General features: G+C 46.2%; 15 protein-coding genes and 1 pseudogene. 4 read left to right on the plus strand and 12 right to left on the minus strand.

Features of this window, described 5'->3' with window-relative positions:
- The first annotated feature begins 24 nt into the window (after positions 1 to 24).
- Entirely contained in the window at positions 25 to 954 is a 930-nt protein-coding gene (locus AACT19_RS24935; protein ID WP_065605672.1) for a LysR family transcriptional regulator, read from the plus strand.
- A 142-nt stretch (positions 955 to 1,096) separates the two neighbouring features.
- On the opposite strand, the gene AACT19_RS24940 is transcribed toward AACT19_RS24935, so the two are convergent.
- From AACT19_RS24940 to dsrO, 5 genes are all read right to left on the minus strand, one after another.
- On the minus strand, positions 1,097 to 2,158 hold the full coding sequence (locus AACT19_RS24940; RefSeq protein WP_076649307.1) for a c-type cytochrome: 1,062 nt from the start codon (positions 2,156 to 2,158) through the stop codon (positions 1,097 to 1,099).
- A 9-nt stretch (positions 2,159 to 2,167) separates the two neighbouring features.
- Complete coding sequence (locus AACT19_RS24945; protein ID WP_076649308.1) at positions 2,168 to 2,809, minus strand: c-type cytochrome; 642 nt, start codon at positions 2,807 to 2,809, stop codon at positions 2,168 to 2,170.
- Positions 2,810 to 3,261: 452 nt separating this feature from the next.
- Positions 3,262 to 6,354, minus strand: coding sequence for a tetrathionate reductase subunit A (locus AACT19_RS24950; protein WP_076649309.1), 3,093 nt, complete (start codon positions 6,352 to 6,354; stop codon positions 3,262 to 3,264).
- Between the two features lie 14 nt (positions 6,355 to 6,368).
- Entirely contained in the window at positions 6,369 to 7,517 is a 1,149-nt protein-coding gene (nrfD, locus tag AACT19_RS24955) for an NrfD/PsrC family molybdoenzyme membrane anchor subunit (RefSeq protein WP_076649310.1), read from the minus strand.
- Positions 7,514 to 8,350 carry a sulfate reduction electron transfer complex DsrMKJOP subunit DsrO gene (dsrO, locus tag AACT19_RS24960; RefSeq protein WP_076649312.1) on the minus strand — a complete coding sequence of 279 codons (837 nt, stop codon included), beginning with the start codon at positions 8,348 to 8,350 and terminating at the stop codon, positions 7,514 to 7,516. Before dsrO ends, nrfD begins: the two co-directional genes overlap by 4 nt.
- Positions 8,351 to 8,607: 257 nt before the next feature.
- Between dsrO and AACT19_RS24965 the strand changes: the two are divergent.
- The 3 genes and pseudogenes from AACT19_RS24965 to AACT19_RS24975 all read left to right on the plus strand — a co-directional run bounded on the left by AACT19_RS24965 (position 8,608) and on the right by AACT19_RS24975 (position 12,645).
- Positions 8,608 to 10,479, plus strand: a pseudogene (locus tag AACT19_RS24965) (sensor histidine kinase).
- Positions 10,480 to 10,490: 11 nt separating this feature from the next.
- The gene (locus tag AACT19_RS24970; protein WP_076649314.1) at positions 10,491 to 11,093 is read left to right on the plus strand and encodes a response regulator transcription factor; all 603 of its coding nucleotides are present in this window, start codon (positions 10,491 to 10,493) and stop codon (positions 11,091 to 11,093) included.
- 316 nt (positions 11,094 to 11,409) lie between these two features.
- Positions 11,410 to 12,645: a tetratricopeptide repeat protein gene (locus tag AACT19_RS24975; RefSeq protein WP_076649316.1), complete on the plus strand. Its 1,236-nt coding sequence runs from the start codon at positions 11,410 to 11,412 to the stop codon at positions 12,643 to 12,645.
- A 184-nt stretch (positions 12,646 to 12,829) separates the two neighbouring features.
- Here the strand turns inward: AACT19_RS24975 and sstT are convergent, their stop codons facing one another.
- The 7 genes from sstT to malT form a co-directional block, all read right to left on the minus strand.
- Positions 12,830 to 14,044 carry a serine/threonine transporter SstT gene (sstT, locus tag AACT19_RS24980; protein WP_076649318.1) on the minus strand — a complete coding sequence of 405 codons (1,215 nt, stop codon included), beginning with the start codon at positions 14,042 to 14,044 and terminating at the stop codon, positions 12,830 to 12,832.
- Positions 14,045 to 14,505: 461 nt separating this feature from the next.
- The gene (gene rsgA, locus AACT19_RS24985; RefSeq protein ID WP_076649320.1) at positions 14,506 to 15,570 is read right to left on the minus strand and encodes a ribosome small subunit-dependent GTPase A; all 1,065 of its coding nucleotides are present in this window, start codon (positions 15,568 to 15,570) and stop codon (positions 14,506 to 14,508) included.
- A gap of 468 nt (positions 15,571 to 16,038) precedes the next feature.
- Positions 16,039 to 16,497, minus strand: a complete 459-nt coding sequence (locus AACT19_RS24990; protein ID WP_076649322.1) for a copper chaperone PCu(A)C — start codon at positions 16,495 to 16,497, stop codon at positions 16,039 to 16,041.
- Positions 16,498 to 16,581: 84 nt separating this feature from the next.
- Entirely contained in the window at positions 16,582 to 17,178 is a 597-nt protein-coding gene (locus AACT19_RS24995; protein ID WP_004732104.1) for an SCO family protein, read from the minus strand.
- Entirely contained in the window at positions 17,175 to 17,615 is a 441-nt protein-coding gene (locus tag AACT19_RS25000) for a hypothetical protein (protein ID WP_076649324.1), read from the minus strand. Before AACT19_RS25000 ends, AACT19_RS24995 begins: the two co-directional genes overlap by 4 nt.
- A gap of 203 nt (positions 17,616 to 17,818) precedes the next feature.
- Positions 17,819 to 18,739 carry a DUF368 domain-containing protein gene (locus tag AACT19_RS25005; RefSeq protein ID WP_004732100.1) on the minus strand — a complete coding sequence of 307 codons (921 nt, stop codon included), beginning with the start codon at positions 18,737 to 18,739 and terminating at the stop codon, positions 17,819 to 17,821.
- Between the two features lie 613 nt (positions 18,740 to 19,352).
- A complete protein-coding gene (malT, locus tag AACT19_RS25010) occupies positions 19,353 to 22,061 on the minus strand; it encodes an HTH-type transcriptional regulator MalT (RefSeq protein WP_076649331.1) in 2,709 nt (902 codons plus the stop codon).
- Between the last annotated feature and the right edge of the window lie 114 nt (positions 22,062 to 22,175).

Here is a 22,175-nt window from a genome sequence, read left to right on the forward strand (position 1 = left end):
GAGTTTTATTTCAGGAGAGGCGCAGTGCCAAATACTAATCAGTTGTTATTGTTCTTAGATGTGGTTCAACAAGGGTCGTTTACCAAAGCGGCAACCTTGCATGATATGGACAACTCATCACTCTCTAAACAGATCAAAAAGCTTGAACAAGACTTGGGTGTTCAGCTGCTTAACCGTTCTACACGCTCGTTCTCGTTGACGTCGGCAGGGGAAGATATTCTTGCGCAAACCTATGTGCTGAAAGATACTATCAATCAGATACAAGGCATTGCAGATTCATACCAGTCAGAGCCCAAAGGTGTACTGCGCATTACTTCACCGATCTATTTTGGACAGCAATATCTGCAACCTATCATCACTCAGTTCATGAGAAAGTACCCGGATGTTCAGATCGTACTTTCACTAGACGATAAGATCGCCAACATCATTGCAGGACAGTTTGATATCGCGTTTCGCTTTAGCAAGCTCGTTGAATCGAATTTGATTGCGAAGAAAATTGCCGACAGTAACTTCATGCTCGTTGCATCGAACGACTTTTTGAAAGAGCACGGTGAGCCGAAGACACCACAAGATCTGCTCGCACTACCTGCTGTGATTTATACCAATGGTGATATGACGGTTGATCATCTACGTATCAGTGAAGAGCCGCATGGCAACACTTTCCAAAGCCTAACGATTCGCGGTAACTATAAGGTGAGTGATGTTCGCACCATGGTGTCTTGCGTGAAAGATGGTCTAGGTTATGGCTTCCTTGATCAATCAAACCTGTATGCCTCAATGAAAGAGCTTGGCTTGGTTACTTTGCTTCCGGATTATCCGATCTCGACGATTGATACCGCAATCTACGCTGTGTATCCGCACCGTAAACAGACCAAACTGGTCAAAGAGTTCATTACGACGGTTCAAGACTATATCGGCTCTCCGACGATTTGGGAGAAGATGCAGCAAGGTTAGCTGGATCTCTAATCGTTCAAACATAAAAAAGGAGCCAGAACGTCGAACGATCTGGCTCCTTTTTATTCCTCGGACTATAGCTGATTTACAATGTAAAGCTTAGCTATAGCTGACGTGAACGGCTCTTGTGCACTAATGCCTATCAATGCTCATGAATCACTTCTTTACCACTTGGGTAGGCTTTGGAACCCAGCACATCACCGTCGACTTCTTTACCATAATAACCTTGGTGGTTGTGGTAACGCTTAGCATTACCTGCAACATCACCCTTGTATCGTGGGTCTTGTGGGCGTTCATGACTGTTCACAAATGCGGCTACATCCCATGCATCCTGAATTGAAAGCTGTTGGCTCTTTCCAAGCGGCATGTTTTCGTAGATGAAGTAAGCTGCTGTATTTACACGGTGCATACCTGCGCCCCAGTTGAACGAATTCTCGCCCCAAAGAGGTGGTAGGTATGAGCGGCCATCCGCCCCTTTAATGCCTTCACCATTTTGACCATGGCAGGTTTGGCAGCTGGTTTGGTAAACCTTTTCGCCACGCGCTATCGATGGCTCTTGTTCAGGGTTTGCAATCTTAGGGTAGCCACGGCCGGCCAGTTTACTGCGGTCATCGATTGGGTATTTGCTTAACAGCTCTTCAGGGAGAGGGAAGCTTTCCGCTTTACCACCGACTTGTAAGTCAGCATCGCTGATCTCAGGAACGGGTGTATCTTGCATGCCGTTCTTGTCTAAGATGCCGCCCATCGCCAGCCAGTATGAATAAGCCGTTAGTGCGACCATCTCTTTTGAACCCTCAGCCGGTGGCAGGCCATTCATTGAGTAGGTGAAGCAACCTTGGATACGTTCTGCGTAGCTGTTTACCTTGTCATTCTTGGAACGATACGCAGGGTAGGCCATATACGCACCCCAAAGAGGTGCTGCGTTAGGCTTCATGCCTGCTTGCATGTGGCAGTTTACACAGTTTTGTTCATTGCCTACGAACGTACCACGCATCTGTTGTGAATCGACAAACAGCGAATAACCCAATTTTACTTTGTCGCCAAATTCCCCAGTAGGGATATCAACCAAGTCTCGTGGCACCAGATATTTGTTATCTTGAGGCTTCTCAACGGCTGGCAGCTCGGTTTGGCGATCGGGCAACTCAGCTTCGGCATAAGCGATTCCAGAGGCAAGGGTTGCGGTAATTAAAAGTAGTGTTTTCATGCGAGCCCTTTAGTATCGGAAAGAGGCGAAGTAGTAAGACAGGTTTTTGATCTCATCGTCGGTTAACTTGCCCGCGATATTACCCATCATGTTCAAATCATCACCCTTACGAGTGCCATTTTTCCAAGCGTTGAGCTGAGTTTGAATGTAGTCGGCATGCTGGCTTGCTAGGCGCGGGAATTTGTCTACGCCCATACCGCTTGGCCCATGACAGGTTGCACAGGCTGGAATGTTTCTATCCCAATCGCCTTGGAATACAAGTTTACGATAGGGGTTATCGATATCAGCCTGTGAGCCGCGCTGCTCTAAATCGGTAAATTCGTATGAAGGTAGTGATGCAAAGTATTCTGCTACTTCACGACGAATCGCAGGATCAGAGACACCATCAGCCATGCCCTTCATGATCGCGCTTTGACGCTCACCACTTGAGAACAGAACCAGTTGATGTTCTAGATAGTCAGCATTGAGCCCTGCAAGCATAGGGGCAATGTTGGGCATGCCTTTACCGTCGGCTTGATGGCAGCCGCTACAAGTTTCTGCGGCTTCTGGCATTGGGTTGGGTGCTGCTTGTGCAAAAGCGGATAAAGAAAGGCTTCCTAGAGCAGCGATGCAAAGCGTTAGAGTTTGAGTTTTAATTGTCAGCTTAGTCATGAGGCGTCGCTATTGGTTGTAATGCACGCATTTTCGACATAATTGGTTGTTCGCGCTATTGTGGATTTCCACATTAATTCACTTGGAACTTGAGGTGAGTCTCACATTAATAACCTCAGTCACCATAATGGTATTGATGTGAACTTCTATAGGTTGATCCACTGCCGTTTATGAAATGCAAGGGAACTGCCATGTTCGCCTCGGTATAACTGCTTGTTAAGGCTCTTTTATGGCACCGATTGTATAAGCATAGCCGCTTTATGGGGGCTGGCTAAAAAAGTTACGGTGAAGAGAAGCAAAGAGAATAGAAGTGAAGAGAGTTTGCGGGTTGGATTGAATATTACGGATTGAATGCTGCCGATGTATTGGTTGTTAAAAAGCAGAGCAACTTCGAATGACGAAGTTGCTCTGCTGCGTTCCTATTCAGGAATGAATAAGTATTGGATCACTGATTAGACTTTGTAGATCTTAGCTGGAAGCGCTTGTCTTGCTGCTGCGCCTACCACCCAATCCAACATGACGCCTTTGCCTTCTCTCGTTGGGTCAATTAAACCAATATCATTGATATTAACGCCATCGTTTGACTTCATCTTCACTGGTTGTTGTGTGTCACCAATCCAGTGTGCACGTTCACCGAGCTCTTTGTGGCCAAAGCCGTGTTCAAAGCCTAATGTGCCCGGTTTAATGCCATCAATCACCATCGCCAACGCGTGTGTGGTTGAACTCGGTGTTTCAATGGCAAATACGTCACCGGTTTTGATGCCTGCAGAAGAGGCGTCTTGTGGGTGAATGTAAACCGGGTTCACGCCTTTGATAGACTCCAAGCGTGGTGACAAGTTGGACACCGCACTGTGAATGTTGGACTTAAAGTTGGTCAGGGTGAACGGCCACTCTTTTGCTGGGAATTGCTCTGCTAATGGTGTGCCGTCTGCCAGCTTTTGTGGATACCATGTCGGGCAACCCATGTACTGCTCACCACTGATGGTGTTGTGAGAGGTACCAAGCTTTTCATTCCAGATAGCCAATGGCTTGGTCCATTTGTACTTCATAGTTTCATTGGTATACGCATTGGTTGCGTCTTCAAAACGACCGCCACGCGCAAAAATGTACGCTACTTTGAGCATCTCTTCTGGTTTAAGCGTTTTGTGCATTACAGGTATAAGGCGCTCTAGACCAGACCAAACGATATCTTCGGCGTCTACATTCGGCACGCCACCTTTTACGAACGCCAAGTTAGCAGCTGAGCGCAGGTAGAAGTCTTCAGCGCTATGAATACCGTGCCAGTTACCTTGATTGTCTTTGATTACGTTGTCGCCGAAGCCACCTAAGCCCAGTGTTTTCGCTAGATCAATAAAGAAGTTCTCTAGGTTGATGGCACGTCCGTCTTGAGTGCGGGAAGTTTTAGGCTCAACAATCGGCCAGCGAGCGGTGATCGCTTTAGTCGCGACACCATGCCAAGGTGTTGCCATGCCCCAGCTTTCGTAGGTCACCGTGTCTGGCACGAGGTAATCCGATAATGCTGTGGTCTCATTGATGAATGCATCGATAGACACGATCAAGCCAAGCTGTTTTGGATCCTTAAGCTTTTCACCCAGCAAGTTGTCTAAACCCGGAACACCATAAAGTGGGTTCGCCATGTGGTTGATCCATGCCTTTGCGCGGTAAGGATAGCCATTAATCGCAGCTGATAAGTGCTCGGTTAACAGCGGTGCTGAGATTGGATACCACGGCGCGCGCGTCGGGTAAGGTGACTCACCGGCGGCAACGCGACGTTTGTATTCGCTGGTTTTTTGATACGGGAACTTGCTGCGGGACAAGAACACGCCTTGAGGCTTAGTCTTACCTTTAAACTTAGTAAAGTCGTAGCGTGGGCCTGCAACCGAAGTCGGGTAGCCACCCGCTTTCGCCATCGCACCGCCTTTCGCGTTGATGTTACCGATCAGCGCGTTCAGCATTAGGATAGAGAACGAGTTGTAGAAGCCGTTGGTGTGCATGTTGCCACCGTGAGTATCCACGACTGCTTTCGTCCCGTAACTGGTAAAGCGTTTCGCTAGTGCAATAATTTGGTCCTGCGGGATCTCACACTGCTCACTGTAGTATGCAAGGTCATATTTGAAGGCTTCTTCCTTCAATCTTTGCAGAGAAGACTTAACACGAACAGTCTGACCATCAACTTCTACGTCTTGATCGACGAACAGAGCCGCTTCATTCACCTGAATATGTGATGCCAATAGTGACGTTGTCACATCAAGTGAGATAAATCCGTCATCGTCAGACATCGGTTCGCCTGTTTCTAGCAACCCTATATCCGATGCACGAAGCATACGCCCATTTTGTGGGTGGCTTTCGTCGCTGATCACGAGGTGAGATGCATTACACCAGTGTGTGGTGCCTGCTTTTTGCATCGCTTGTGCGCTTGGGCGAGACAAGAAGTCGTGATTGTATCGTTGGTTTTCGATGATCCATTGGATCATACCCAGTACTAATGCTAAATCGGTGCCCGGTTTGATCGGTAGCCAGTTATTGCGATCGCCCGCCGCAAGGCTTGACGATCCTGCCGGAAGGCTTGGAGTGACAATGGTGTAGCTCAGCTTTCCGTTGGTACGAGCCTCAGCCAGCTGTCTCGCTTGGCGCTTAAACGGGTTACCCGCTTGAGCTGGAGACATACCGATGAAAAGAATGAACTCTGCATTGTTGAAGTCGGGTTTTAAATGCGAGAACTTGTCTAGATCGTTCATGATCGCGCCTGAACCTGCACGGAACGCGTAACCACAGTAAGATCCATGATGACCAAAGTTGCGTGTGCCGTAGCTGTTAAATGCAAAGCGCTTCAAGATGTCGTCACGGCCTTCATTACCGGCATTGGTCACAAGCAGTTGGTTGGCTTTTGGTCCGTATTCAGGGTTGTTTGGATCGAGTGGTGTTTCGATGTCACGAATCGATCGTAAGCCCTCAACTTCACCTTCACCGAATAAGTCACCACCCTCGGTGATCTCAGAGATAAGTTGTTCGTAGCTGATTGGTTCCCACTTGCCTTCACCACGCTTACCAACGCGTTTGAGCGGTTGAGTGATTCGGTATGGGCTGTTTTGAATCTCCAACATGCCGTTACCACGGGCACAGGCTGTCGAGCGGTTATTGATGCCTGACTCACCAGACAAGCCAATGTAGGCGTCTTTTACCGGTGTTTTGAACGGGATCTGCTGATCACTTGAAAGCGGGTGATATGGGTTACCTGAGATACGTAAAATCTCGTCATTGCGATTATCGATACGCACACGTAAGCCACACAGTGTCCAGCAGCCAAAACACATTGAGGGTGCAACGCGTTGGTTTGGATTCGGCGAGATCTTACCTTGTTCATCGACACTGTATTCTGTCTCTAACGAATTACCGTGATGGATGTGATTGGTTTTCTTACCTGCGGTGCCATCAATAGCACCGTGAACCATATGCTTTGTGGTTGTCGCATAACCTGCAGCAAAGGCTCCAACACCACCGGCAGCAAGGCCTGTTTTCAAAAATTGACGACGTTTGTTATCCATGATGATTCCTCAGACTACAAGCTATGTGAGCGGTTAAGTGGTGATGATGTGTTTTGGTTTGGCTTAGATGCTGTCTTTGGTGCAGAGCCAGTTGTTCTTGACGATCCAGCAGACACGATCTCAGAGGCGAACAACGCAAGTGCTAGCCAAAGGCCACACATACCAACAATGCCGAGTAATCCTGCGCTACCCATCGGCAGTTCATAAGGGAATGCACCCACATCAAAACGGGGAATGGTTTGAACTTCCATCATGGTGACCCAACGTACCGCCCATGCAGAAACTATGGTCGCAAGCGCAACACAGATAATTCCTAGCTTACTTTGCGATAGGCGTTGCAGTGGTAGAACCAAGATCATGCACAGCAAAATGCTGGTGGTCATGATGCCTAAATTGATGCCCCAAGCGTCGTTCTCATACAGGCTGAAGTGACCATGGTTAGATGCCCAAATCGACGTGAGAATGATGGCAAGGCCACCAGTTAAGGTAATGGTTCTTTGTATCAAAGCTAGGTCTGTTGGTTTTAAGCTTGGCTTGCTTGAAGGCAGTAGAGCCCAAATCAACAGCGTTAAACCCGTTGCAGCAAAGAATGCGGTCGTGAACCAAAGCAGCGGAGAAGCCGGTTGATGCCAAAGCGGTCGGCTCGCCAAAATCGCAATCTCTGCGCCTGTGTAAAGCGCGATGCTTAGGCCCGAAATAGCCGTCACAGCAGCGAGCGCAATCATCAGCTTTGACGATATTTTCCATTGACCTAGCGTCAGCCAAGCCAAACGTTTTAGAAGTGGGTTTTCACTCTCTTTCAGTTGTGCGATGTCATCACGCAGGTAAACCCATGCGGTTGCGACAGCCAGACCAGAGAACAAAGGTAGAAACAGAGAGCCCAATGACATCCATGACCAAGGTGTGATGTGAGCATAGAAATGCCACGCACGTCCGGGTTGATGCAAGTCACCAGTAAGCGCTAATGGCCCAACAATCGCACCGATTGCCATCACAAGCACAAGGGCAGAACGAAATTGGTGGCTGGTTGAGTTCTTAAATATCAGTGCAATCAAAAACAGAATAGCGGCCGCGTAAGCCGAACCTATGTAGAAGAAATATTGAACCGCCCACGGTAGCCAAGCGATCTCTTGAGCGGGGACTAACACCTCAGTGATATTCATGCTGTCTCTCCTTGTTTGCCTTGTGTCGCGATTGCCAATTCTTGTTTGCTAGAGGATGAGTTATCGATGGCGGCTGGATCATAAATCGCAGGTTGGCCTTCAATGTGGCTAACGAATCGCTCGTTCATGCCGATATAGAAAACATGGGGGTTGGTATTCTGCTCTGGCTTAAGCACCTTGATGTCGTCTTGGTTTTCATTGAGCAGACGGTTGATCTCGCTGTTTGGATCTTTAAGGTCGCCAATGACACGCGCGCCACCGACACAGGTTTCTACACAAGCAGGCAGTAAGCCGTCTTCAAGGCGGTGTGCGCAGAAGGTGCATTTGTCTGCGGTAAGGGTGTCGTTATTAATGAAACGAGCATCGTAAGGACAAGCTTGAACACAGTAAGCACAGGCTACGCAGCGTTCATTGTCGACCATGACAATGCCGTCTTCGCGTTGGAAGGTCGCTTGAACTGGACAAACCTTGATGCAGGGAGCGTTGTCACAGTGATTACAGAGGCGAGGTAACATGAAAGATTTCACGTCTTGTTGAGCCGTCGAACCATCATCAAGGGAGACTTCATACTGTTTTACGGTGGTTCTGAACTGGCCAATTGGTGCTTGGTTTTCAACGCTACAGCCAACAGTGCACGCCTGACAGCCAACGCACTTACGTAAATCAATCGCCATGGTGTAGCGTTTACCTATTTCGCCTTTGCGGTCAGGTTGGTTGTTATTGCGAATGGCTGTGCTTGCGACTGCGGTGTTGATTCCGGCAATGGGAATGAGTGCAGCACCAGCGGAAACCTTGCCGAATTGGCGGAGAAACCGTCTTTTCAATGAGTCCATAGAGGTACCTATAAATGGGTATTCGATCTGTTAGGCTCATTGTCAGTTTTTGACCGTTCACGGGGTATTGTGGATTTCCACATACCCAGATCAACGTTGATCTAGAACAAATGTGGTTTTACCAATCTAGCTGTTATGCTTTGTTTTAGAGGCTTATTTAGGGCGCTTAAGCATGAGCTAAGCGCGAAACACGCCGCTGACATAAAATGAATCGAGAATAAATTGAATAAACAGTCCGTTTGGAGAAAGAGATTTCAGTGACAGTCAGAAACCTAATGACAATCGTTGGCCTTTGTTGGTTGAGCTTAACCGCAGGAATCTGTTTAGCCGCTCAATCGGAGCAAGAGATTGCAACGACAAGCACTGTTGAGTCTGAGCAAATCATAGAGGTTGGCGTATTGGCGACTCGAGGTAAGCTTTCCGCTCAACAGCGTTGGCAGCCGACAATGGATTGGTTGTCGGAGCGCATTCCCGGAAAATACTTTGTTCTCAAGCCTTTCAACTTGGAAGAGATGGCCGAAGCGGTAAAAGATGTGACTGTTGATTTTGTTATCACCAACCCCGGTCAGACGGTTCGATTAGGACGCCAGTATGCGCTTTCTTGGATGGCAACCATGACCAGTCATAACTTTGAAGCTCAAGACACTAGTAATACACGCAGCATTGGTTCCGCCTTGGTGGTGAGAAGAATGTCGCCTTATATCTCTCTCGAACAACTCAGCGGTAAGCCGATTGCGGCAGTATCTGAAAATGCATTCGGTGGCTATCTCACTATGCGTTACCAAGTGATGCAACAAGGGCTTAATCCCAACCACTTTTTCTCTAATACTCAGTTCTTAGGTTTCCCTATTGATGCTAGCTTGTATCAACTGCGTGAAGGACACATTGAAGCTGCGGTGGTGCCTGCGTGTTTGGTCGAGAGCATGATCAGCGAAGGTTTGCTGGTGGCGGGTCAATATCGTGTTATCGAGAATTAAGCGCCAGAAGGGTTCCGATGTCAGGTGTCTACGCCGTTGTACCCTAACTGGTCGTTTGCCAAAACAGAGAGAGCGTCTTCGGCACTGGCGAAACAAATGAGTCAGGTGTTATTTGCGATGCCAAGAAGCAGTGCGCCAGCCGTTGCAGCGAATGCATCGGGCTGGACGTCACCGACAAGCCTGCTGTCGATCGATAAGCTATACCAACAACTCGACATGCATCCACTGCAACAACCTTGGTGGAAAGAAGCGTTAATCTGGCTCAAGTACAATCAACAGTGGGCATGGGCGTTCTTTATTCTTGTCGTGTCGCTGAATGCTTACCACTTCTGGTTGGAATACAAATTCAGTCGCAGCAAAAAGCAACTAGAAGCGACGCTGTACAAGCTGAAAAGTAAGAGTGAACAGCTAGAGCACTCACAGCGTATCGCGGTAGTTGGTGAACTGGGAAGTAGCTTGGCACACGAGATTAATCAGCCTTTGGCAGCTATTCGGAATTATAGCGAAGGTGGTTTACTGCGGATTTCGAATAACAAACCACTGACTGACATAGAGCCCGTATTTGAGAAGATCCAGTCTCAAGTGGACCGTGCTGATGCGATCATCCAGCGCTTAAGAAACATGATCAAAAAACGCTCATCAGATAAATCTCAAATTGATATAGAAGCGCTTCTTACAGATACCATCGAGCTACTGCAATTTAGATTAGAGAAACACAAGATAACCATTGAACGTTATGTTGTGGGTAAACCTATCACGCTATATGTTGACCCTGTCGGATTGCAGCAGGTGGTTGTAAATTTGATCAACAATGCGACTGATGCGTGTAATGCTCAGATGCATCGCGAACAAAGCGCTACGTCTGATATTGGTAACAAAAACAACGAACCCTCGACAATTAAAGTGATTACCGAGTATCAACCGGATAAAATGATGCTGTCGGTTATCGATAACGGCACCGGTTTAGATTTTACCGAGCAACAAGTCACTCAAGCCTTTGTGAGTAGCAAAGAAAACGGCTTGGGGTTGGGGCTTGCGATTTGCCAAGATGTGATTGAAGACCACAGTGGCAAAATGAGCATCACTTCACTGACTCCTCATGGTTGTCATGTCGCGGTGACACTGCCTTCCTCTATTTCAAATGACTCATAAGGAATCTTGTTATGCCTGAACTTCATCAAACGTTGCCGGTCTATGTGGTTGATGACGATGAGTCGATGCGTGACTCATTGGTGTTCTTATTGGAAGAGCACGATTTCAAGGTGACAGCCTATGAAGATGGCCCGAGCTTTTTGGATGCCGTGGATCTGAGTGTTCCAGGATGCGTGGTATTGGATAGTAGAATGCCCGAAATGAGAGGGCAGCAAGTTCATGAGTTGATGGTGAAGGCGCAGAGCCCACTGTCGGTGATCTATCTGACGGGTCACGGTGATGTACCAATGGCGGTCGAGGCATTGCAAGCCGGTGCGGTGAACTTCTTTCAAAAGCCAGTTAAAGGCAGTGAGTTAGCTGAGGCGATCAAGCAAGGGCTAGAGGCTTCTGAAAAGCACTTACATATGAATGTGTATCGCCAAGCGTATGCGTCGTTAACTGAGCGAGAAATCGATATTCTTAAGCAGATTATCGACGGCAAACGTAACCAGAAAATTGCCGATGAATTATGTATCGCGATGAGAACGGTAGAAGTACACCGAGCGAGTTTAATGAAGAAATTCTCAGCTAAAACGGTTGCTGAACTGGCTTACATATACGGCCAACTGAACTAACTACAGCGACATAAAATTGCTGATAGGTATTCATCAATTTCGTTGTCGTTTTTTAAGATTATTTTGCTCAAAGGTGGTCTTCATTATCGAACTCTATTGAAGCAAGATCACACCATTTATGGAGTGCATAACGATAGGTCTTAGTAGACTTTTTATCGCTATGTATTCCTGAGATACTGAACTAAGTTCATTTTAGGGCGGAACGTTTAAATAACGGCGCTTTTCCCTGTAATTAGAAACATTCACTATAGGTTGATAACTTCTCGACACCGAGGTTGATATCAGCCGAGTTAGGTTAAAATATTTTATGAGTACAATGGGAATCGCAATTGGTGCGACGGCTCTTTCTTTAATACTTGTCGCCGTGTGGCTGATCTCTTTATCGCTAAGAAAGCAGCGCTTGGAACAAGAACGTAAGGCTCGTGCTGTCGCTTATCGAAAAGCGATTGAAAAAGCGCGCATCCAAGAGCAAAAAGAGCGTCACTTCAAAGCCGAAACGGGGCATGTACCGTCGATACTGTATTTGGCAAAAGAAGCGGAACGTAACAATATTAAGGAAGCTCTGTATTGGTACGACAAAGCAGCGCAACTCGATAATATTAATGGCATGTATGGCATTGTGCGCCTGAGTATGAAGCGCAAAGAAGACCTGATTTTAAGAGAGAAAGCCAACTTTTGGCAGCTTGCGATATCCGCATTGGACAATGACGTGTCTGCGAAATTTGAGATGGGCAAAGCGCTCGTCTTTGGTCGCGGAACCGATAAGAACATCCCTAAGGGTTATACCTATATTGAAGAGTCGGCGGCTGGTGGTAATACTGAAGCGATGTTGTTCATCGGTGACTGGTGTCTAGATAAAGAAAACCCAGACTACTCTGCCGAAAGCTCTGTCGAGTGGTACCAAAAGGCCGCGGAAAAGAATAGCTTAGACGGCAAGATCAAACTTGGTATGAGTTATTTGAACGGTGTGGGTGTTGAGCCTAACCATGGCGAGGCTGTTTACTGGTTTGAGACGGCCGCAGAAAAGAACAGTGCAGAAGCCATGTTTAGAGCAGGTGAAGCTTGGATTGACCATGGTGAACACGGCAATGCCATTGCTTATATCTGGCTATTTCTATCGGCTCATTTTGGTTACTCAGAAGCCAAGCATTTGAGGGATAAAGTAGGCGGTGAACTCGGTGTGGATGCCGTTGTGGGCTTACAAGCTCTGACTAAACCGATAATGACTAAGCTGACACAAGAAGCAATCACTAAGCACTCAATCATTAAGGCGCTCAACAAGCTCTACAAACGCAATGTCCCTGTCCCTAAGAAGGTTAAAGAAGCGTCCGATGAAGAAGGTGAGGAGTTAAATGTCGATGGTAGTCATTTAGAGACCAAAGCGTCGAGTGAGCAAGGTTCTAACGTCGATTACAGCCAGCAGGCGACGCCAAGCGGTGCTGCGAATCAAGGGTCATCCAGCGATCAAGCAACGCATAACAAAGAAGCAAGCCCTAACTCTCTAGACTTCAGTCAGGCAACAGTGGATCCGAGCTGGAAAAGCAACCACTAAAACGTGTTGGTTAGCTTTGATGAGTTAGACAAGAATGACTGAAGCTATAAATCTATAAATCTATATAGCTTCTAGCCGTAATCTAGAAAACCAAGACAACAAAAAAGGGAAGCGAATGCTTCCCTTTTTATTTGTGTGCTATTTGCTTTTAGAGCTTAGAGCTAAAGTCTAATACCAAGAGCTGTTAAGCTTTGTTTTGCTCAGCTTTACATACAGCCGCAGTGAACACTACGTCAGTTGAGCTGTTAAGTGCTGTTTCAGCCGAATCTTGAATCACACCAATGATGAAACCAACCGCTACAACCTGCATCGCTACATCGTTTGAGATACCGAATAGGCCACAAGCTAGAGGAATCAGTAGCAGTGAACCACCGGCAACGCCTGATGCGCCACATGCTGAAATTGCAGCAACAAGGCTTAGTAGAATCGCAGTGAAGATATCAATCTCAATACCCATTGTGTGAACAGCTGCAAGCGTTAACACAGTGATGGTGATTGCAGCGCCTGCCATGTTGATGGTTGCGCCTAGAGGGATTGATACAGAGTAAGTATCTTCATCTAGCTCTAGCTTCTTACAAAGGTTCATGTTCACTGGGATGTTTGCAGCGCTTGAACGAGTGAAGAATGCCGTTACACCAGACTCACGAATACATTGCAGTACAAGTGGGTATGGGTTCTGTTTTGTCTTTACAAAGACAAGCAGTGGGTTAACGACAAGAGCAATGATCAGCATTGAGCTTAGTAGAACCGCTAGCAGTTGACCGTAGCTTGCTAGTGCATCGAAGCCCGTTGTTGCGAATGTAGTCGAAACAAGGCCGAAGATACCGAATGGCGCAAGACGAATAATGAAGCGAACAATGTGTGAAACACTGTGGCTAAGGTCTTCGAAAACCGCTTTGGTTGTTGCAGATGCGTGGTGCAGTGCAAGACCAAGACCGATAGCCCAAGCAAGAATACCGATGTAGTTAGCGTTCATTAGTGCGCTAACTGGGTTATCTACAAGCTTGAATAGAAGCGTATGAAGAACTTCTGCAATACCTTGAGGAGGGTTAGCACCTTCAGCGCCAGCAACCAGTGTCAAAGTGGTTGGGAACATGAAGCTCAGTACTACAGCAGTCAGTGCTGCAGAGAACGTACCAATCAGGTAAAGCACAATGATTGGACGCATATGAGTATGCTGACCTTTCTTTTGGTTTGCGATAGAAGCTGCAACAAGAATGAATACTAAAATTGGGGCAACAGCTTTCAGAGCACCAACAAACAGACTACCTAATAGGCCTGCATCTTGAGCTGCTGAAGGATAAACCATGGCGAGAACGACACCGAAAACAATACCAGCAAGGATCTGTAGAACGAGATTTCCACGAGCGATGCGGGCGAGCATGTTGTGATTTTGCATAAAATACCTGCAATTGTTAATTTATTATAGTGATGTATTTTTTTATAAAGTTGTACCAAATCCAACTATACACTAGTGGAATGGGCGGTCATATTAGCGGGATCTAAGAGGGTGTCTAGGAATAGTTTACTTTTAGGGTGATTGTTTGCGCTACGTGGTGTTTTTAGAGCTAAATGTTAAATTTTTGTACTCTTGTTGAGATATAAATCTGCATGATAATACTCATTCGGGTCAATGTTCTGGTTCTGGTGCCGTCAGAGTCGATTAGCAAGATCATTGTGTGCAGAAATGATCTCATCGAATTCCTATTGATATAAAGAAGACCTGTTAATACAAAGAAGCCCCCGCTGATACAATAAAGCCCCAAGCCTAATACGTTAAAGAACTCATGAATTAATGAGCTAATACGCGATAGGGACATAGGGCTTATTTACGTGTTGTAAACCTAATTCAATAATCGGCTATTTAGGTGATTTTTTGATATTACGGCTCTCTGACTGCACGGTTTTGTACATTTTAGAAAGCTGTTTACTGCTCGCTCTCTGCTCTGCCAATGAGGCTCCATTTCTTGCTTGTTCTCTGAGTAGCTTCTCATAGTTAGAGAATCGTCTTTCAGAAAGCTCACCGCTTTCAATGGCCTTGCGTATTGTGCATCCTGGTTCTGACTCATGGCTGCAATCAGAAAAACGACAATGCATCGCTAACTCTTCCACATCAGAAAAAGTTTCACTTACTCCTTCAGCACAATCGGCGAGTTGTAACTCTCGCATACCAGGAGTATCGAGCAATAAACCGCCCGACGTTAGCAAGTGGAGCGATCGTGACGTGGTTGTATGACGGCCTTTGCTGTCGTCTTCACGAATACCGCCCGTTTCTTGTTGAGTTTCCCCAAGCAGCGAGTTAACCAGCGTCGATTTTCCGACACCAGACGAACCCATCAAAGCCACCGTTTTGCCCGTTTTACACCAAGGCGACAATACTTGAGTAGAGTCTTGATCTAGGCTATTAACGGCTTCGATCATCAGCATTGGGCCTAAGCTTTGCACTTGCTGTACTTTGTCTTGGTAGTCGTCACACAAGTCTTTCTTGGTGAGTACGATAACCGCTTCAACCTGTGCTTCATTGGCGAGTGCTAGATAGCGTTCGATGCGGCTCAGATTAAAGTCATTATTTAGCGAGACCACGATAAACACGGTGTCGATATTGGCCGAAATGTACTGTTCTGCCACACGACTGCCCGCAGCTTTACGGCGGAAGAGCGATTGACGGTCTAGTAAACGGTCGAATTGTAGATCAGAGTTCAACATCACCCAGTCGCCAACCGTCATTGCCGGTTGTTTTTGGTGAATGGGTAGAACAATTTCACCTTGCTCTGACGCTAATGTATAGCCACTACGATGATGTGCGACGATACGAGCAATGACGGAATGGTCATAGTCTTCGAGTGTCAGTTGTTGTTGGAATACAGGTTGCCATCCAAGCTGTTGAAGCGACATTGGATGATAAAATGCGTTTTGTGAATTCATGTCTATTTACCCAGACGTGCGAGCTTTCTTTTCTTATGAGAGCATTAACGTCTTGTAAGACCCCAGATTGTTGATGAGATCGAAAAGCGTTAGTCAGATTAAAAAGCGTCGAGACGTCAAAAATGTTTTGAGCTTGGGTCGAATTCAAATAGATAGGACCCCGGATTGAGTCATGCGCTACAGGCATGCATATATTGATCACTTACGATCAACAGTAAACCGGGTAAAAGTGTGCGGTCGTCAATGGGTGACGATAAGTTGGTAGATCGGTGTTTAAGTTTGATTAACCAAACAAATTAACGCGTTACTTTTACTGCCAGTTTTAGTGTGTTTATTACAATCATCTTCTATTCTCCTTGGGTTATTTATGTGTTCAGGCTTTGAATAAAAAGCGAACTCAGTTTAACAAAAAGCCACGGTGGCGAGAAGTCATCGTGGCTTAAATTATTTTATCAATTGTGAATACGATTAATGATGATCGTGATTCATCTTTTTCATGCCGCTCATTACTTTCTTAACCGGCGCATCGAAGGTCTGTGTTTCACCATTGGCGAAAGTCAGTGTCATCTCGATTTGCTCACCTTCTTTTAGGCTGCTTGCTAGGTCGAACAACATGATGTGTAGGCTGCCAGGTTTAAGTACCGCTTCACCATTCGCTGGGATTATGATCTCTTGAACTTGGCGCATTTTCATAACATCGCCATCCATGATTACATCATGAAGTTCTACTTTTCCTGCTGCAGGTGTTGTTGCAGAAACAATAGCGCGATCTTTATCGCTGTGGTTCATCAGAGTCGTGAACACCGCGCTGTTCACTGCTGAAGGCGGGGTTGCACGAGCGTACGCGTCATGAACCATAATATCGCTACTAGCCTGAGCAAAAGGGGTGAGCAATAAGCCTGCTAGAGCAAGTGCTTTTAACTTCATGTTGTTGTCCTTAATTTTTATGTTTTGGTCTGGGACCTGACTTTATGTTTGAACTTTATTGGTTAAGTTCTTTGTTTTTACGTTTTACTGCGTCAGCTTGTTGATAGCCTCAACAATTGGTGCTGGCGTTAACGTATGCGGTACTTTGGTAATCAAAGTACCGTCGGGCTTTAAAAAATAAAAATATGAGCTGTGGTCTAGGGTGTATTCCAACTCTGAACCTTCAAGCTTGGTCTTTCTGAAAATAACGCCGTAGTTATGAGCCAGAGTAGTGGTGACATCCAATGGACCACTTAGTCCTTCCATCATCGGGTGGAAATATTGCGCGTATTCGTACGAGGCTTCAGCGGCATCACGTTCAGGATCGAGAGAAACAAACATTGGGCGAATCTTGGCTTTTGCTTCATCAGAGACTTGGTTAAGTGCTCCGGCCAACATAGCCAAAGAAGTGGGGCATACATCCGGGCAACGTGTGAAACCGAAGTAAACGATACGAATTCTGTCATCGGTTTGGTCAAAGATTTCCGTTGGTTGGTTGTCTTTGCCGAAAAGAGTCGTTGCGGAGAACTCTTGTTTTGCAGCGTGTTGTTCTTGAACTTCGTTTTGCCCATCAAGATAGCTTTTGACACCAAAGCCAAGTACAAAAGCGACAACCAATGCTAACGACCAATTTCTACTCATCTTGCCATCCTTATTGCAGGGTTTACAGTATCGACACCATCAGTGAGTTCACCGACCCATGTCATTTTATCTAAAGTACATACAGGTAAAATCACTTCACCTTCATAGGTATTATTGCCAATGCTCTTCAATTGAAAACGCGCTGATCCCATTTCCATTTCTAAACCTGTGAGCGATAACATCAGTGTCTCAGATGCAGCACCTTCCCAAACGACCTTTATCTTTGTAGGTAGAAGAGGTTGCGCGGTTTCGCGATCAAGCGACATTGAAATGGATTCCTGGTCACACGATGTGGTTGAAAGCATGCAGTAGTCATCCAAGTTGACTTCGGCAGTTGAGTGCTCAATGACCGACTTAAATTTTTGAAATACTTGCGGCCCATAAAAACCTGCCACGAGAGCAATGCCAAGAGCCACCACCTTTAATGCTGGGTGCATGTCGTGTTCTCATCTAATTTTATAAGAGCGGCGATGTTATCATACCCCTCAATACGTGCTTGTATCAAAAAGCAATTTTGTGCGTATGGTAGAACTAAAAAAGCGAAGCCATTGGCTTCGCTTTTGTCTGTTTAATCGAGAAGTGAGCTTAGTATTTCTAAGCATTATCCGTTCTAAACGCTTTCCAGAAGTTGGCTGAATGATTAGTCAGCGTTGCGCTCTGCAAATTTCTCTAGTCCTAAAACCAAGGCAATAGCAGCCAACATCATCACAATCGCCATTACTAACTGAGAAGGCTGAGAGGTTACGGCTTCAAAATCAAACGGTGACAGATTTTCTTGAAGTAGAGGAACTTGCTCACCTTTTGAGTTTGTGCGCCAGCTGATGGTTTCTTTCCACGGCCAAATCTTAGGCAGCGTACCGATCATCAAACCGGTTAAGAACACTAATGTGAAATCGCGGAATGAGCGCAGTAACCAAGAAAGTACGTGCGAGAAAGTCAGTAGGCCAATCACACAGCCACTAAGGAATAGCGCAAGCACATCGATTTGAAACTCTTTAACCGCACCAAGAACCGGGCCATACATACCAATCAATAGCAGAATGAAGCTACCCGAGATACCCGGCAAAATCATCGCACAGATCGCAATCGCACCCGCAATGAGGATATTGATACTGGTAGGCTCCATTTGCAGCGGCTTAAGCACGGTAATGCTATAGGCGAAAGCAACGCCAAGCAGCAAAAACACGAATCGAATCATATCGCGCTTCTCTACTTGCTTAAGAATATGGAAAACCGACACCAAGATCAGGCCAAAGAAGAAAGACCACAGTGGAACGGGGTGGGTGACTAATAACCAAGAAATCAGTTTTGCAAATGTCGCAATGCTCGTGAATACGCCTGCGAACAGTGAAATCAGGAAGAAACCATTGATGTGGTTAAACGCGGCTTTGAAGCCTTCGCGTTTCCATAAGCCAAGTACGCTAGGGTTAATCCTGCGAATGCTTTCTAGCAGCGTATCGTAGATACCAGTGATGAATGCGATGGTTCCGCCCGACACGCCAGGAACAACGTCTGCTGCGCCCATTGCCATGCCTTTGAAAAAAGTACTTAAGTAGTTCATTGCTTCATAGAGTTGAGGGTGATTTTGTGCAGTATACAAACTTTAGTGTAAAAAAAGTATGAATATGCCATTGGGGAAGGGCTTTTATTACTCTCTTAATTGTAAGGCAATAAGTTGAAGTGAACATTTGCCTTACATTTAAAATACAACCACTTAGTAATTTGTCATTAAGAACAGAGATGAAACTGATCTCTTATCAATATTGCATCTTGGTTGCATTATGCAAATGCACTTTGCAATTCGCATGACAAATTCATGGTTTTTATGCGATGCAGGGCTTATAAAACGCCGAATTAAAGTTGGCACGCTAACTGCATTATATACATTGACCCTTCTTAAGCCGAGGGTCACCTAGCCAACTGACGTTGTTAGTGAACTTATGATTTGTTCACAAATATATAGAGCCAATCGCGATTATTGCGGTTGGCTATTTTTTTGCCTGTCGTTTGGTGATTGTCTTTTTTCTTTTCCAGTTCCTACATTTTTAAGCTCTAAACTTCAGATGAAAAAAAAGCCAGCCACCATTGGTGACTAGCTTAAGCTTTTCTCGAATCAATCTCGAATCAATCTCGAATCAATCTCGAATCAATCTCGAATCAATCTCGAATCCGTTTTAGTAACCCATCAACTGCAGCAAGTTCTCTGCCGTGCTGATTGCTTCTTTGCGGTTAGCAATGTTCAGCTTTTGATAAAGGTTACGGATGTGAGTTTTGATCGTGGTCCCCGCTACATCGAGCTCTTGAGCTATCTGCTCATTACTGAACCCTGAATAGATAAGACCAAGTACCTGCCATTCACGCTGGGTGAGTGGGCTAGTGCGCACAAGCTCAGGAATATTCGGGTGATTAACCAAGTTCTCAACAAAGTCTTCATCGAAGTGAACCGAGCGGCTGCGTTGAGTGGTTGAGATATCTTTCATGATCTGTTGAGCACGATGGCGTTCTAAGTCACCCAAGCCTGGCTTGTTGCTCAATTTATCCAAGATATGCCCGATAGTTCCACCGTCGACCAAGAAGTTACCAACCATACCGGTTTGGTTGGTCATATGAAGCGCTTCTTCAAGTAGCACGCGCGCGCTGTCTTCATCGTTAATTTGTGTACGCAACACCGCTTCAACGATCAAGTTTCGGTTGGTGTCTGTAATCAGATGTGAACGCTGCGCTTCACTCTTAAGGAAAGTCAGTGCTTCTTCCGCATCTTCATACTGCTCAAGGATGATGTGAGAACGTACGATGTTTCTCCATTGAAGCTGACAGAAGTGGTTACTCGCCGATTCAGGTCGAACCGCCACGCTTAGCCAATCACGGATTGCCTCTTTATTGCCTTTTACTTGCCAAAAAAGAATCAAAGACAAAGAAGCATTTGCCGTCCAATCCACGTGGTAAGTTGATTGACGTAGCAGGTGTTGAATTTGGTCGATAAACTTCGACGCTTTATCAATCTCGCCGCGGCTCAATGAAATACGAGCCAGCATTGAGTAACTGTGTAGGTGTTTACTTGGTGAGTGGTGACCAAGGATATCTAAGCCCTTGTAGCAACACTCTTCCGCTTCATCTAGTCGGTTCCAGCACCAGAAGATCTGAGCGCGAACACGCAGCAAAAATTCATGTAGAGGCACGTATTGCAGCTGGTGCTCTTCAATTAATTTGAATGCGCTGTCTTGTAGCTCAAACGCAGCTTGAACATAACCTTGAGCAATCAAGATTTCGCTTTGTTGCAGAATCGCCCACAGCGCCTGATGGTAAACTTGATACTGGCGAGCAAGCTTCTCTGTTTGCTGCATCATCGGTAGCGCACGGCTTAGGTTGCCCATCACGTGATTTACTTCACCTACAACCGAGGTTGCCACAATGCGGCTACGATAAACGGTCGTGTTCAGCTGGCTTAACGACAGCTCAGCCAATTCCAATGCTTTCTCAGGCTCATTGCTGTTGATGGCAACTTGGGCGCGCAAGGCGTTGTATTGGCCTTGCTGCTGAGTATCGAGTTCGATGTTTCGAGCTTGATATTGAGTTTCAGCCTCTTCCAACAAAGTCCCCACTTGATCATACCGGTGCTGACTTTGTGCCAGCCAAGCGCGCAGCATTGATAGCTTCGGCTCACTGTATAGTTGATCCGAAGTCAGTTGCTTGATCGCCATCTCTAGAGATGAAAGCTCGCCCTGGTTGAACATCGGCCAACCGTGTTCCGTCAAAATTTGAATGATCAGCTCTGGATCTTCAGCGCGCTGCGCGTGTCGCAGTGCTTGATGAGGCGTTTTCTGTTTGATCCACGCTTTCGCGGCACTTCGGTGCAACTCGGCTTCTTGTTGCGGAATTCGAGCTTGACGCTCGTGCGCGAGAAATTCACCAAACAGATTATGGAAGCGGTACCAGTTCTTTTCGCCTTCAAGTGGGTAGATGAATAAGCCAAATCGGTTGAGTGATTCGATCATACCCAGTGCGTCTTCACGCTGTGTAAGCGCGCAGACTAATTCGTCATTGAAATGATCAAGTACTGAACACTGCATCAAGAACTGTCGGGTTTCTTTATCCAGTAGATCGAATACTTCTTCAACCAAGTAATCCCAAAGGTGAGCATGGTTAAAGTGAGAGAACGATTCTGCAGATTGAGCCAGCGTGCGTTTTTGATGTTGAGCTTGAAGGGCAATAAGCTGTAACGCCGAAGGCCACCCCTCAACATAAGTACAGATACTGCCAGCGGTGGTGTCATCTACGCCATCAGCGACACGTTGGTTGAAGAAGCGCGTCGTCTCTTCAGTATCGAAAGCCAGCGAATCGTTGCCAATCTCAATCATCAAATCACGAACGCGAAGGTTTGCCGTGCCAAGTGGTGGAGTGCCACGGCTAGTCACAACAAGCGTCAGGTTGTCAGGCATGTGTTTAAGGAAGAAGCGCATTGCTTCGTGGATGTCGTCATTGTTGACCAAGTGATAGTCATCCAACACAAGAAAACATTCTTGGTGGAATTCAGACATCTCAGCAAACACTTCACTTAACAAAGAATGCAACGATGAAAACTGTCGTTTTTCTGCCAGCTTTTGGGCATTAGGGCAGGCATTTTGAGTCGCTTTATTGAGTGATTGCATTAGGTAGTTGATAAAGCGAAAGGCATCGTTGTCGCTGTCATCAATGCTGTACCAACCCACATTGGGTTTATCTACCAGCCATTGTGCTGCCATTGTGGTTTTGCCGTACCCCGCTGGAGAGCGGAATAATACAAGCTTATAGCAATCTGCGTGTTGGAGCAGATCGAGAACCCTAGGTCGTAGGATTGCATTATGTAAGCGGCCGGGACGAGTCAGTTTCGAAGGGATCCACATGTCGAAGTTTTTCACCTATTCCGTGGCTTATGTTCTGGATTACCTCAATCTATCGTTGAGTGTAATCGAATGACATCAGCCTAATTACTTAAGTCTTCAAACATATTACGTGAA

Source organism: Vibrio sp. 10N.222.47.A9 (genome assembly GCF_963872585.1).
In the GTDB taxonomy this organism is placed as follows: Bacteria; Pseudomonadota; Gammaproteobacteria; order Enterobacterales; family Vibrionaceae; genus Vibrio; species Vibrio splendidus.

Coding starts and splice junctions, on each gene's coding strand:
- AACT19_RS24970 (WP_076649314.1), top strand. CDS start 10,491: ATGCCTGAACTTCATCAAACGTTGCCGGTCTATGTGGTTGATGACGAT.
- AACT19_RS24990 (WP_076649322.1), bottom strand. CDS start 16,497: ATGAAGTTAAAAGCACTTGCTCTAGCAGGCTTATTGCTCACCCCTTTT.
- sstT (WP_076649318.1), bottom strand. CDS start 14,044: ATGCAAAATCACAACATGCTCGCCCGCATCGCTCGTGGAAATCTCGTT.
- rsgA (WP_076649320.1), bottom strand. CDS start 15,570: ATGAATTCACAAAACGCATTTTATCATCCAATGTCGCTTCAACAGCTT.
- AACT19_RS24975 (WP_076649316.1), top strand. CDS start 11,410: ATGGGAATCGCAATTGGTGCGACGGCTCTTTCTTTAATACTTGTCGCC.
- AACT19_RS25005 (WP_004732100.1), bottom strand. CDS start 18,739: ATGAACTACTTAAGTACTTTTTTCAAAGGCATGGCAATGGGCGCAGCA.
- AACT19_RS24945 (WP_076649308.1), bottom strand. CDS start 2,809: ATGACTAAGCTGACAATTAAAACTCAAACTCTAACGCTTTGCATCGCT.
- dsrO (WP_076649312.1), bottom strand. CDS start 8,350: ATGGACTCATTGAAAAGACGGTTTCTCCGCCAATTCGGCAAGGTTTCC.
- AACT19_RS25000 (WP_076649324.1), bottom strand. CDS start 17,615: ATGCACCCAGCATTAAAGGTGGTGGCTCTTGGCATTGCTCTCGTGGCA.
- AACT19_RS24950 (WP_076649309.1), bottom strand. CDS start 6,354: ATGGATAACAAACGTCGTCAATTTTTGAAAACAGGCCTTGCTGCCGGT.
- AACT19_RS24940 (WP_076649307.1), bottom strand. CDS start 2,158: ATGAAAACACTACTTTTAATTACCGCAACCCTTGCCTCTGGAATCGCT.
- nrfD (WP_076649310.1), bottom strand. CDS start 7,517: ATGAATATCACTGAGGTGTTAGTCCCCGCTCAAGAGATCGCTTGGCTA.
- malT (WP_076649331.1), bottom strand. CDS start 22,061: ATGTGGATCCCTTCGAAACTGACTCGTCCCGGCCGCTTACATAATGCA.
- AACT19_RS24995 (WP_004732104.1), bottom strand. CDS start 17,178: ATGAGTAGAAATTGGTCGTTAGCATTGGTTGTCGCTTTTGTACTTGGC.